Source organism: Streptomyces sp. NPDC059743, from assembly GCF_042732975.1.
In the GTDB taxonomy this organism is placed as follows: Bacteria; Actinomycetota; Actinomycetes; order Streptomycetales; family Streptomycetaceae; genus Streptomyces.
Genome location: NZ_JBHWGS010000012.1, coordinates 95111 through 107333 on the forward strand (window position 1 = coordinate 95111; position 12223 = coordinate 107333).

General features: G+C 70.9%; 12 protein-coding genes. 6 read left to right on the forward strand and 6 right to left on the reverse strand.

Going from position 1 to position 12223, the window contains the following annotated elements; genetic code table 11:
- Positions 1–66 precede the first annotated feature (66 nt).
- The 3 genes from ACFV6H_RS22050 (at position 67) to ACFV6H_RS22060 (ending at position 2589) form a co-directional block, all read left to right on the forward strand.
- On the forward strand, positions 67–801 hold the full coding sequence (locus ACFV6H_RS22050) for an alpha/beta fold hydrolase (protein WP_385544691.1): 735 nt from the start codon (positions 67–69) through the stop codon (positions 799–801).
- Between the two features lie 135 nt (positions 802–936).
- The gene (locus tag ACFV6H_RS22055; RefSeq protein ID WP_385544694.1) at positions 937–1920 is read left to right on the forward strand and encodes an ABC transporter substrate-binding protein; all 984 of its coding nucleotides are present in this window, start codon (positions 937–939) and stop codon (positions 1918–1920) included.
- Positions 1921–2064: 144 nt separating this feature from the next.
- A complete protein-coding gene (locus ACFV6H_RS22060; RefSeq protein WP_385544698.1) occupies positions 2065–2589 on the forward strand; it encodes a hypothetical protein in 525 nt (174 codons plus the stop codon).
- A gap of 9 nt (positions 2590–2598) precedes the next feature.
- Here the strand turns inward: ACFV6H_RS22060 and ACFV6H_RS22065 are convergent, their stop codons facing one another.
- The 4 genes from ACFV6H_RS22065 to ACFV6H_RS22080 all read right to left on the reverse strand — a co-directional run bounded on the left by ACFV6H_RS22065 (position 2599) and on the right by ACFV6H_RS22080 (position 8505).
- Positions 2599–4041: a lysine N(6)-hydroxylase/L-ornithine N(5)-oxygenase family protein gene (locus tag ACFV6H_RS22065; RefSeq protein ID WP_385544701.1), complete on the reverse strand. Its 1443-nt coding sequence runs from the start codon at positions 4039–4041 to the stop codon at positions 2599–2601.
- Between the two features lie 55 nt (positions 4042–4096).
- Positions 4097–5353 carry a pyridoxal phosphate-dependent decarboxylase family protein gene (locus tag ACFV6H_RS22070; RefSeq protein WP_385544704.1) on the reverse strand — a complete coding sequence of 419 codons (1257 nt, stop codon included), beginning with the start codon at positions 5351–5353 and terminating at the stop codon, positions 4097–4099.
- A gap of 1325 nt (positions 5354–6678) precedes the next feature.
- Positions 6679–8121 (reverse strand): diaminobutyrate--2-oxoglutarate transaminase, encoded by a 1443-nt coding sequence (locus ACFV6H_RS22075; RefSeq protein WP_385544707.1) that lies wholly within the window; start codon positions 8119–8121, stop codon positions 6679–6681.
- 117 nt (positions 8122–8238) lie between these two features.
- On the reverse strand, positions 8239–8505 hold the full coding sequence (locus ACFV6H_RS22080) for a hypothetical protein (protein WP_385544710.1): 267 nt from the start codon (positions 8503–8505) through the stop codon (positions 8239–8241).
- 453 nt (positions 8506–8958) lie between these two features.
- On the opposite strand from ACFV6H_RS22080, the gene ACFV6H_RS22085 reads away from it, so the two are divergent.
- On the forward strand, positions 8959–9216 hold the full coding sequence (locus ACFV6H_RS22085) for a hypothetical protein (RefSeq protein WP_384979173.1): 258 nt from the start codon (positions 8959–8961) through the stop codon (positions 9214–9216).
- Here the strand turns inward: ACFV6H_RS22085 and ACFV6H_RS22090 are convergent.
- Positions 9173–9307 carry a DUF6126 family protein gene (locus tag ACFV6H_RS22090; protein ID WP_384784310.1) on the reverse strand — a complete coding sequence of 45 codons (135 nt, stop codon included), beginning with the start codon at positions 9305–9307 and terminating at the stop codon, positions 9173–9175. The genes ACFV6H_RS22085 and ACFV6H_RS22090 overlap by 44 nt on opposite strands.
- A gap of 354 nt (positions 9308–9661) precedes the next feature.
- Here ACFV6H_RS22090 and ACFV6H_RS22095 point away from each other — a divergent pair, with 354 nt between their 5' ends.
- Positions 9662–10798 carry an LLM class flavin-dependent oxidoreductase gene (locus tag ACFV6H_RS22095; RefSeq protein WP_385545066.1) on the forward strand — a complete coding sequence of 379 codons (1137 nt, stop codon included), beginning with the start codon at positions 9662–9664 and terminating at the stop codon, positions 10796–10798.
- Between the two features lie 2 nt (positions 10799–10800).
- The gene (locus tag ACFV6H_RS22100; RefSeq protein WP_385544714.1) at positions 10801–11496 is read left to right on the forward strand and encodes a CE1759 family FMN reductase; all 696 of its coding nucleotides are present in this window, start codon (positions 10801–10803) and stop codon (positions 11494–11496) included.
- Between the two features lie 16 nt (positions 11497–11512).
- Here ACFV6H_RS22100 and ACFV6H_RS22105 read toward each other — a convergent pair whose 3' ends face one another.
- Complete coding sequence (locus ACFV6H_RS22105) at positions 11513–12154, reverse strand: hypothetical protein (protein WP_385544717.1); 642 nt, start codon at positions 12152–12154, stop codon at positions 11513–11515.
- Between the last annotated feature and the right edge of the window lie 69 nt (positions 12155–12223).

Consider the following 12223-nt stretch of genomic DNA (forward strand, 5'->3'; position numbering starts at 1 on the left):
AACGCACAGAAAAGCACTTAAAAGCGGCTGTTAGGCTCGAAAAAGGACCTTCGAAGGAGTGGTTCGATGTCCGAAACCTTTGTGCTGGTCCATGGCGCATGGCACGGCGGCTGGGCCTGGCAACCGGTGGCCGCGCGGCTGCGGGCGGCAGGTCACCGCGTACTGGCACCGACGAGTCCCGGCCTCGCCGTCGACGACGATCCACGTGACGTGACACTCGCCGATTGTGTTGACGCTCTCGTCGCCTATGCCGAACGGCTGGACCTGTCCGACGTGACGGTCGTGGCGCACAGCTGGGGCGGTTATGTCATCGGCGGCGCGGAGAGGCGGCTCGCCAAGAGACTGAAACAGGTTGTCTTCTACAGCGCGTTCGTGCCTCAGGCGGGCGAGTCGCTGACCGACACCGTTGAGCCCGAGCTCAGGGCCGCCTTCGATGAACTGAGCCGGGCATCGGACAACAATACGGTCAGCCTGCCCTTTGAGCTCTTCGCGTCCGACTTCATGCAGGACGCCAATGAATCAGCGGCACGAATGGCACACGGGCTGCTCCGCCCACAGCCCTACCGCACCTTCATGGACGCGCCGACCGCCGACATGACTCCCACCGGCGTCGACGTCCCGAGCGCCTATGTGCTGGCCGCGGAAGATCGCTCACTCGCACCCGGCGAGTACGGCTGGGTTCCTCGCTTCCCCGAGCGCCTGGGCGTACCTGTCATCCGCACTCCGGGAAGCCACGAATCACTCTTCACCCGCCCGGAAGAGCTGTCTCGTACGCTGCTGGACCTCGTCAACTCCGGCTGACCGGGCGGCAACTCCGTCCGACCGGGCCGTCCGTGCGGACCGTGCAGACCGTGACTTGTGGTCCGAGGGCCGCTAAGGTTAGGTTCCCCTTACTTCTGCCCGAGAGGCCTTCTCATCGTGTCCACCTTGTCCACCGTGTCCAGAACGGCCCTCACCCGCCGCCGTATCGCGGTGGCCGCTGCCGCCACCGTATTCGCCGTAACGCTCAGCGCGTGCGGCGGCAGCGACGAGTCCGGCACGGACAAGGCGGCCGACGCCGGAGGCGACACGCGTGTCGTCAAGACGGTGATGGGCGATGTGGAGGTCGACGGCGTGCCGAAGCGGGTCGTCGTGCTGGACACCGACGCGCTCGACTCGGCGGTCACGCTGGGCGTCACACCGGTCGGCGCCACCGCCGTCGCCGACCAGGCGCCCTTCTCTACGTACCTGCCCGCCGACAAGCTCAAGGGCATCAAGCCCGTCGGGCTGATCGCCGAGCCGAACCTTGAGGCGATCGCCGCGCTGGAGCCGGATCTGATCCTGAGCAGCAAGGTCCGTGACGAGAAGAACTACGCCGCGCTCTCGAAGATCGCGCCGACCGTCTTCTCCGACACCACCGGGCCGACCTGGCGGGAGAACTTCCAGCTCCACGCGGACGCGCTCGGCAGGAAGAACGAGGCGGTCACGGTCGTCGCGGACTACGAGGCGCATGTCAAGCGGCTGACCGAGGCGCTGGGCGGCGTGGCGAAGGCGAAGGAGACGAAGGTCGGCTTCGTACGGTTCGTGGAGGGCGCGGACACCCGGCTCTACCTCAACGACACGTTCGTCGGCTCCCTCTTCAAGGACCTCCAGGTCGGCCGCCCGACCGACCAGGACACCACCGGCTTCTCACTCGACGTCAGCCCCGAGCAGATCGACAAGGCCGACGCGGACGTCATCTTCCACTCCACGTACGGCGATCCGAAGAAGGCCAAGGAGACCGACACCGTCGGCGGCCCGCTGTGGAAGAACCTCACCGCGGTGAAGAAGAACATGGTCTTCAAGGTCGACGACAACCTGTGGATGCTGGGCATCGGTTACACCGGCGCGAGCCAGATCCTGGACGCGATGGAAAAGAGCTTCGCCTCGGCCGCGCGCTGACCGCTCGGCCGCGCGCTGACCACCCCGGTGGAGAACGACCACCCCGGTCGCGGACGACCACCCCCAGTCGCGGACTTGGTGTGCACCTGACGCTAAGGTGTCACGTTCGTTCGAATGTCCACGGGGTGACGGGGGAAAGCGGTTGTGAGCACGCAGCTGAGAGACACAGCGGCGGAACTGGCGCAGGTGCTGTGGCGGGAACACACCCTCTACCGGGAACGGTCCGGAGGCGTGGTCATCCGCGGTGAGCACGTGCGGCGCTGGATCAGTCTCGCGCCCGCGGGCGGCCGTGACGAGATCCTCGTCCGCGCGGGCCGCATCCTCGACGGCGGCACCACCGCTCCGGCGCGTTCGGAGGCGATCGTGTCGCTCTCCGCCGGAACGGGCGTGCTCGCGGCGGCCTGTCGCCGTCTGCTGGCCGAGGCGGCGGCCGATGTCACACCGACCGCGCCACGAGCGGGAGCGTCCAATGGCGGCGGGAGGTCCGGGCGACCCGGGAGGTCTGAGCGGTCAGGGAGACCCGCGAAGCCCGCACGGCCCACGCGCTCCGGCCGAGGCAGCCGAGCCGGCCGAGGCCGAGCGCGCATGCCCTTCAGCTCCTGGGTCATCGTCGTCTGCGTGACCGGCATTTTCGCCCTCTACGCGTACAACACCATGTCCGGCAGATAGCCGCCGCCGTTACGCGCCTGGCGCGCGTGGTGCGCCGAACGTCGTCCAGGCGGCCCGCTCCGGCACCCGTACCACCACCCGTCCCGCCGCCGCGTTCAGGATCGTCGCCGCTCGCCAGGCGCCGAGTGTGAGGTCCGGGGCGCCGACGCCGTGGGTGTGGAGTTCGGCGTTCTGGACGTACAGAGTGCCGGTCACGCGTGGGTCGAGCGTGACGCGGTACTGGCCGTCGATCCGGTAGCGACCCTTCTCGTCCCAGACCACCAGCTTCGCGAGCGTGTCGAGGAAGTCCGGGCGGGCCGCCGCGTAGCCGGTGGCCGAGACGATCGCGGACGTACGTATCTCGAACACCCGGTCCTGCTCGGTGTGGCGGCAGGTCAGCACGTACCCCGCACCGCCGTCGCTCTCGGGTCGCGCCGCGACCACCGCCACGCCCGGGTGGAGCGCGGCGCGCGGTTCCGTACCGCCGATCGTCCGCTCGTACAGCTCGTCGTGTATCTCGCCGAGCGTCTCCTCGCTGACGCCCTTGTAGAGCTGCCACTGTTCGCGTACGAGCTGGTCGCGCCGCGCGTCCGGCAGGGCGCGGAAGTAGCGGATGTAGTCGGGTGTGAAGTGCTCCAGGCCGATCTTGGAGTACTCCATCGGCGCGAAGGCGGGTGTACGGGCGAGCCAGCGGACGTACGGGCCGCCCGCGCCGTTGCCGTCCTGCTGACGCAGGAGATCGAGCGTGACCTCGGCGCCGGACTGGCCGGCTCCGATGACGGTGACGTCGTCAAGTCGGGCCAGGCGTGTCCGGTGGGTGCGGTAGTCGGCGCTGTGGAGTACGAGGCCGCTGTGCGCGTGTGCCTCGGACGGCGCGGCGGAGGGGCCGGCGAGCAGCGGACGGAGCGGTTCCGGAACGACCGGCGATGTGCCGACGCCGAGGACCACTTGACGTGCCCGTACGCGCGAGAGCGAACCGTCCGCCGAGCGGTACGTGACGGCGAACGCGCCCTCGCCCGCGCCTTGGCCCTCGCCTCCGTCCTCGCCCGCGCCTCCGCCTCCGTCCTCGCTCTCCTCCCACTCCAGCTCCGTGACGCGCGCGTCGAAGCGGCAGGACGGCAGGCGCTCGGCGACCCAGCGGCAGTAGTGGTCGTACTCGCGGCGCGGTATGTGGAACCGCTCGGAGAAGAAGAACGGGAACATCCGGTCGTGCTCGCGCAGATAGTTCAGATACGACCACGGGCTGGTCGGGTCCGCCATCGTCACCAGGTCGGCGAGGAACGGGACTTGGAGGACCGTGCCCTCCAAGAGCAGTCCCGGATGCCAGGAGAAGGCGGGCTTGGCGTCGAGGAAGAGCGTACGCAGGCCGGGCGCGGAGCGGTCGCTGAGTGCGGCGAGGGAGAGGTTGAACGGGCCGATGCCGATGCCGAGGAGGTCGTACGGGGTGGAGGTGCGCGTGGGTTCGATCGTCATGACTGGGCCGGGCCTCCGGGATCGTTGAAAAAGGGCAGGCTCGCTGCGGGCAGGTTCACCGCGCCTCCTCCGCGAGGCCGGCGGCCACGACGGTGTGGAGGAGCCGGTCCACCTGGGCGGGAGTGGTGTGCGGGTTGAGGAGGGTGAGCTTGAGGCGTACGCGGCCGGGACCGTGGCCGGGAAGTTCCGTACGGCCGACGACGGCGCGGCCTTCGCGGAGGAGACGGCGGCGGAGCGAGGCGTTGATCGCGTCGGTGTCCGTCGGATCGGCGTTGGTCGCGTCGGCCGGCAGATAGCGGAAGAGGAAGGCGGTCAGGACGGGTTCGGCGTGGAGTTCGAGCCGGGGATGGTTCCGTACGGTCCTGGCGCCCGCGACCGCCAGGTCGTGGCAGGCGTCGACGAGCCGGCCGAGGCCCGCCCTGCCGAGCGTACGGAGCGTCACGGCGATCTTGAACGCGTCGGCGCGACGGGTCGTACGGAGGGAGAGCCCGAGCAGACTCGGGTAGCCGGCCTCTTCGTCGTCGGCCGGGTTGAGATAGACGGCGCGGCGCGCGAGCGAGGCGTACGTCTCGGACCTCCGGACGAGAAAGACGCCGGCGGCGGCCGGCTGCCAGCCGAGTTTGTGCCAGTCGAGCGAGACGGAGTCGGCGAGGGCGAGACCGTCCAGCAGCGGCGCGAGCCGGTCGGACAGCAGCGCGCCGCCGCCGTACGCGGCGTCCACATGCAGCCACGCGCCATGCTCGGCGGCGAGCGCGGCGCAGATACGGAGCGGGTCGACGGCGCCGGTGTCGGTGGTCCCGGCGGTGGCGACGACGGCGATCGGCAGCTCGCCGCGATCGGCGCAGCCGGTGAGGGCGGCGGCCAACGCGTCTGCATTCATACGGAGTTGACGGTCGACGGGGACGGGCAGCACGGCGTCCTCACCGAGCCCGAGGAGGGCGGCGGCGCGCTGGACGGAGAAGTGGGCGGAGGCGGAGGCGAGGATACGAGGCCGGGGGAAGGCGCCGGTGCCGGGGCCGGGCAGCCCTTCCAGTTCGACCGGCCGCCCGGTGACAGCCCCAAGCACCCGATCCCGGGCGAGCATCAGCCCCATGAGATTGGACTCCGTACCACCGGAGGTCAGCACACCGGCGGCCAACTCCGCGTCATACCCGACAAGCCGCGCCAACTCCTTGAGCAGCAAGGTCTCCAGCGCGGTCGCGGCGGGCGCCTGATCCCACGAGTCCTGAGAGGGATTGAGCGCGGAAACGGCAAGATCGGCGGCAACGGCGACGGCGAGCGGCGGACAGTGCAAGTGCGCGGCACAAGCCACGTCAGCGGGATCGGCACTCCCTTCAGCAAGAAGGGCAGTAACCCGCCGAAGCACGGCGTGCGCCCCTGCCGCCGGGACGGAGGCAGGGGGCGCGGAGCCGTCCGGGGCCGCAGGTCCCGAGGGCGACGCGTCAGCCACCTGCGGCGCAGGAACGCGGGCACCGCCCGGGACGAGGCCGGTGGGCGCAGAACGCCCTGCGCCCGGCAACGCCGACGCCGCTCCAGCGGAACCGTCCGGAGGCGCCGCAGGAACGCAGCCACCGCCCGGCACAAGACCGGATCCTTCGGGCTCCGCCCAGGCCGGTGCCAGGACGGCGGAGCCAGGCTGCTCCGCACCGGCGCCGCCCGGCACAGCGCCGGGGCCTTCGGGGCCCAGAGGCTCCGTACCAGGTCCCTGCGGCACAGGGACGCGGGCACCGCCCGGGACAAGGCCGGAGCGTTCAGCCCACGACGCCACCGAGGCCGAGGCACCGGAGCCCCGGGCCCCGGGCAGGGCGGGTCCCTGCAACGGGGCAGCGCCGACGCCGCCCGGCGCGGCCCCGGGGCCCGCTGAGACCGGGACAGCGGACCCCGAAGACTCCGGAACGGCGCCACCTGGCGCCGTTCCGGGGACAGCGGGGCCGTCCGGCACAGGAACCCGGGCACCGCCCGGAACGATGCCGGGTCCTTCGGCCCCCGACCCCGCCGGGACCGGGTCAGCCGGGACCGGGTCAGCAGAGCCAGGGGGCTCCGCACCGGCACCGCCCGGCGCCGTTCCGGGGCGCCCGGCCCATGGCTCCGGCGAAGCCGGAGTAGTTCCCGGTGGTGCGGGGGCAAGGGTCCCGCCCTGGAGAACGGCCCCTTCGGGCCCGGGCCCGGTTCCCGGCGACGCCGGGGCGTCGGCACTGCCTGGAGAGGCCAACTCTCCGTCTCCCGTGGGCACCGGGGCGGCGGCACGGTCCGGCACGAGGCCCGGGCCCTCAGGCCCCTGGGGTTCCGTGTCGGCTCCCTCCGGTGTCGGCGGTGCCGTTCCGGCCTGTGGGAGCGGGGTCCAGGGGCGGAGCCCCTGGTTACGGGAAGGGGCGGGGTGGGGGAAAGACCAGCCGAACGCTTCCGCCACCGCCTCCGCCAGCTCCCCCGGCCGGCCCGGCGCGATCGGTCCGCCTCTTCGGCGCGCGCCCTCGGTCAGGGCGTTCAGGACCGTGTCCAGGAGCGGGCCCAGTGCCTCGGCGCCGTCGACTCCGCCCGACAGGGCCGTATCACCGACGCCGACGGCACCGCCCGGAACGTCCGCACCGTCCGCACCGTCCGGACCGCCCGCACCGCCCGGACCCGACACGTCCGTCGTCACGAGCGCCTGCCTCGCTGCACCGGCGCCGGCACCGGCGCAGACCCGGTCCCCGGCACAGTCCCCGACGCCGCCTCCATCGCGTCCGCCAGGCGCTCAAGCACCGCCTCCGTCTGTTCGTCCGTGATCACGAGCGGCGGCAACAGCCGTACCGTGGAGCCGAACCGTCCGCCCAGTTCGACGATCAGGCCGCGGTCGAGGCACGCCGCGCGAACCCGTTCCGCCAGTTCCGGCGCGACCGGACGGGCGCCGCAGGAGTCCAACGGTCCCTCCGGGTCGACCAGTTCGATGCCGATCATCAGACCACGTCCCCGTACGTCACCGATCACCGGCAGCTCCGAGCGCAGCCCTTCCAGCCGCGCCATCATCCGCGCGCCCACCGTCGCCGCCCGCTCCACCAGGCCCTCCCGTGCCACGTACCGCAGCGTCGCCGCGCCCGTGGCCATCGCCAGCGTGTTCCCGCGGAACGTCCCGGTGTGGGCGCCCGGCAGCCAGCCGTCGTACTTCTCGTCGTACACGATCACCGCCAGCGGCAGACTCCCGCCGATCGCCTTCGACAGCACCATCGCGTCCGGCACGATCCCGCTGTGTTCGACCGCCCAGAACGCGCCGGTGCGGCCGACGCCCGTCTGTACCTCGTCCACGATCAGCGGAATCTCCCGCTCCGCCGTGATCCGCCGCATCTCGCGCAGCCAGCCGTCCGGCGCCGACACCGCGCCGCCCTCGCCCTGGACCGCTTCGAGGATCATCGCGGCGGGCGGTACGACACCGCCCGCCGGATCGTCGAGCAGCCGTTCCGTATACGTCGCCGACAGCTCGGCCCCGCGCTCGCCGCCGATCCCGAACGGGCAGCGGTACGCGTACGGATACGGCAGCCGCGTCACCTCCGCGCCGCCGCCCGCCACCCGCTCCTTGACCGCGACACTGCCGGTCGCCGCGAGCGCTCCCGCCGTCATCCCGTGGTACGCGCCGGTGAACGCGAGCAGCCCGCTCCGCCCGGTCGCCGTCTGCGTCAGCTTCAGCGCCGCCTCCACCGCGTCCGTACCGGCCGGTCCGCAGAAGTGGATCCGCGCGCGGTCGGCGAAGGCGCTCGGCAGGGTGGCGAAGAGCGCGTCGGTGAAGTCGTCCTTCTCCGGCGTCGCGAGGTCGAGGACATGGAGCGGCGCGCCGCTGTCGACCGTACGGCGGATGGCCTCCAGTACGACCGGGTGGTTGTGGCCGAGCGCGAGCGTTCCGGCGCCGGAGAGGCAGTCGAGATAGCGGCGGCCGTCGGTCCCTTCGATCGTCAGGCCCTTGGCGCGGACGGGAACGATCGGGAAGGAACGGGCGTACGTACGGGCGGAGGATTCCCGGGCGCGCTGCCGCCGCAGGATGGCGCTCGCGTCGACGGCGGAGGCGGGGCGCCCGTTGGCGGCGGGCCGGGTGGTGGGGGGCACGGTCATGACACGGCTCCGGAGTCTCGGGAGGAACGACGAGGAGGAGAAAGGCGAGGAGGGCGGTTGGGAGGGACGGGCGCGCCGAACTGCCGGGACGGGCACGCGCCGAACCGCTCGGTCAGCTCACAGCCGACGGACGAACGCGCGGCGCATCGCGAACTCCCGGCCGTAGCAGCCCATATGGGCCGTACGAAGAAACCGGCCCGGACAGAGCCGGCCCGGTTCGGGCGCGGCCTTCACCCAGGCAAGTGGTATGCGCTGTACGGCCAGTTCACCGGACCGGGTGACACGGCAAGACCTCTCCTCCTCTGACACGCCCTCCGACGCGGGCGGTAAGTCGGCCGGATCGGCGGACCGGGACACGGCGGAGGGCGGGAACGGGACGGACACGGCTTGCTCTACCTCGGGGTGGGGGGTGCGACGGTCGGAACGGAACGGAACGAACAGACTGAATGGTCCGGATGGAGTGGGCACTTGCCAAACGCCTGCGGGACGGGTCGCACCACCGGCCAACTTGTTGGAACGCGGCGGCGCGCGGGGCGGGCGCGGGGCGACGGGCTGCGGCGGCGCTACGGCGTGGCGGTCAGCCCTCTCCGAGCGGGTTCGGGGCAGTGGCCGGCAGCGGCAGCACGCGCGAGGCCGGGTGCGTCATCGCGCCGTTCGATGTCGGCAGGGCCGATGTCGGCATGGTCCCCCCACAGGGTCGGAACGGCCGAGTACCCCCGATTCGGCCCGATACTTAGGCGAGCCTAACCTAATCGTCGTATGCGACGGTACCGAGCCTCCCTGAACAGCCGCACCACTTTCGCGGGAGTACGTTGGACGGGAGGAGGCGAGCGCGTCATGAGCAACTGGATCAGCGTGGTGGTGATCCTGGGCCTGATCGCGGTGGGATTCACGGTGATCCGTCTGCTCCAGAGCCGCGCGGCGGCACTGGCCGCCCGCGCACACGCCGCCGGCCGCGACGAAGAGCCCGAAGAGCCCCCGGCGCGGCACCACGACAGGACCGACAGAAGCGGCCTTCACTTGCCGAGCATGCTGAACGGGTTCGGCGACGTCATTTCTGGGCGTGCTCACCGACGTAGAAAAGCAGCCAGATGAACCCGGCGAACAGGTGCGTCCCGAAGATGTAGAAGAAGACGCGGAGGGCCACTCCGCGCTCCTTCCAGCTCTCGTCGTCGCTGTCGCTCATCCACAGACCTCCCGCCGGGCGCACGCGGACACACGGCACAAACACGGCCGCCGCCGACACCAGCGTACGGGCATGCCCGCCGCGCCGCCGGGGGCGGCCGTTTCCGGCCCACGACCGACCCAAGACCGCACCACGACCGGCCCATGAAGTGACCGCGTCGGCCCGCCCGCGTACATCCTCGCCCTCACCCTCGGCCCCTCCCCGCTTGCGCAACCCAGTCCCCTCCCGTCCCCCGCTTGTCACGCCCCGACCAGGGCGGAATAGAGGGTGGTGGATCGTCGTTGACGGTGGCAGTTTAAGATTCAACCAACACCACCTTCGAGAGACGACGCGAAAGCGAGAGGCGTGAGCGCGATGCAGTTCGGGATCTTCACCGTCGGAGATGTCACGGCCGACCCGACCACGGGACGTACGCCGACCGAGCACGAGCGGATCAAGGCGATGGTCACCATCGCGCGGAAGGCCGAGGAGGTCGGGCTCGACGTCTTCGCCACGGGCGAGCACCACAACCCGCCCTTCGTCCCGTCCTCGCCCACCACGATGCTCGGCCATATCGCCGCCACCACCGAGCGGCTGATCCTCTCCACCTCCACCACGCTGATCACCACCAACGACCCGGTGAAGATCGCCGAGGACTTCGCGATGCTCCAGCACCTGGCCGACGGGCGCGTCGATCTGATGATGGGGCGCGGCAACACCGGTCCGGTCTATCCGTGGTTCGGTGAGGACATCCGCCAGGGCATCCCGCTCGCGATCGAGAAGTACGCGCTGCTGCACAAGCTGTGGCGCGAGGACGTCGTGGACTGGGAGGGCAAGTTCCGTACGCCTCTCCAGGGCTTCACCTCGACGCCTCGCCCGCTGGACGGCACTCCGCCGTTCGTCTGGCACGGCTCGATCCGCTCGCCCGAGATCGCCGAACAGGCCGCCTACTACGGAGACGGCTTCTTCGCCAACAACATCTTCTGGCCCAAGGAGCACTTCCAGAAGCTGATCCGGCTGTACCGCAAGCGCTACGCCCACTACGGGCACGGCACTCCGGAGCAGGCGATCGTCGGCCTCGGCGGCCAGGCGTTCATGCGGAAGAACTCGCAGGACGCGGTACGGGAGTTCCGGCCGTACTTCGACAACGCGCCGGTGTACGGGCACGGCCCGTCGCTGGAGGAGTTCACCGAGCAGACTCCGCTGGTCGTCGGCAGCCCGCAGGAGGTCATCGAGAAGACGCTGTCCTTCCGTGACTCCTTCGGCGACTATCAGCGCCAGCTCTTCCTGATGGACCACGCGGGCCTGCCGCTGAAGACCGTGCTGGAGCAGCTCGACCTGCTGGGCGAGGAGGTCGTACCCGTACTGCGCAAGGAGTTCGCGAGCCTGCGGGCGGCCGGAGTCCCGGACGGCCCGGTGCACCCGACGGTCGCGGCCCACGCCGTCACCGTCGCCGGAGCCGACCGCACCGACCGCACCGACGACACCGCCAACACCGCCAAGGAGGTCTGACCATGGAGGCGCTGAGGCTCGTCGCCGTCTCTGCCGGGCTGAGCAAGCCGTCGTCCAGCCGGCTGCTGGCCGACCGGCTGGCGGAGGCGACCGCGCGCGAACTGGCCGCCGCCGACCGCAAGGTGGAGGTCGAGGTCGTGGAACTGCGCGAGCTGGCCGTCGACATCGCGAACAACCTGGTCACCGGCTTTCCGTCGACCGCGCTGGGCGCGGCGCTGGACCGGGTGACCGGCGCGGACGGGCTGATCGCGGTGACGCCGGTCTTCGCCGCCTCGTACAGCGGACTGTTCAAGTCGTTCTTCGACCTGGTCGAACCGGACGCGCTCACCGGAACGCCCGTACTGCTCGCCGCGACCGGCGGCACCGCGCGCCACTCCCTGGTACTGGAACACGCCCTGCGCCCACTCTTCACCTACCTGCACGCGCTGACCTCGCCCACGGCGGTCTTCGCGGCCACGGACGACTGGGGCACAGCCGCCGACACCCACGCAGGCGGCCTCCCGACCCGCATAACCCACGCAAGCACCGCCTTCGCCCACCTCCTGGCAACGGTCACACCGACACAGGAAGAAGCCACGGAACCGCCCGAGACATACGCCGCGCACTCCGCGGCCGAGGACCTGGACAACCTGAAGGACCTGGACGACGACTTGGACGACATAGTCCCCTTCGAGCAACTCCTCAAAAACCTCGGCTGACACCCCGTCCACAGAGTCAACCGCCATCCACGCACACCGCTTCGAGGTCGATGACCGTGAATTCAAGCAACCGCATGATGAGTTGCCCGGCACGAACCCAGTGAATCCGCGGATCCCCGAACGCCACGCCCGCCGCGTCCACCAGAACCGGAGCCGGATACCCGGGCCCGTAGAGCGCCCCCTGCACCCCCGCCAAGCCGAAATCCGTGACCCGCAGCGCCACACACCGCTTGCGCAGATGAGGGCAGACCCGGACGGACGTCGAGGCGCACGGCAGGCAGAGCGGGGGGTGGGTCGTGGTGAGATCACCGGGCCAGGACCGCCTGTCGTCGGGATCCTCACCGAGGAGCCACAGCACGCCGTCCGCGTTGCGGTCGGCGGGCCCGGCACAGATCTGACAGAGCAGTTCCCCCATGGCCCGCCGCTGCCGCAGGACATGGACCCTGCCGAACTGAGGCCGGCCCTTGCCCGGCAGCGACGGAGCACGGGTCCACAGCACGCCGTCCGTGTCCCTGTCGTACGGCCGCTCATCCGCGTAACCGATGCCTCTGCCTTTCGCGACAACGCGCACGGCCGGCGCCCGCTCCGCGCTCCATGCGGTGATGTAAGGCACCGGCAGCAAGCGGTGCGGCCCGGTGGTCGCGGAAGTGGATGACATGGGGCGACTCCCTTGGTCGTGAGCTTGGTCGTGAGACAGAAAACCTCTCTAGACATCTCCAGTGAAGCC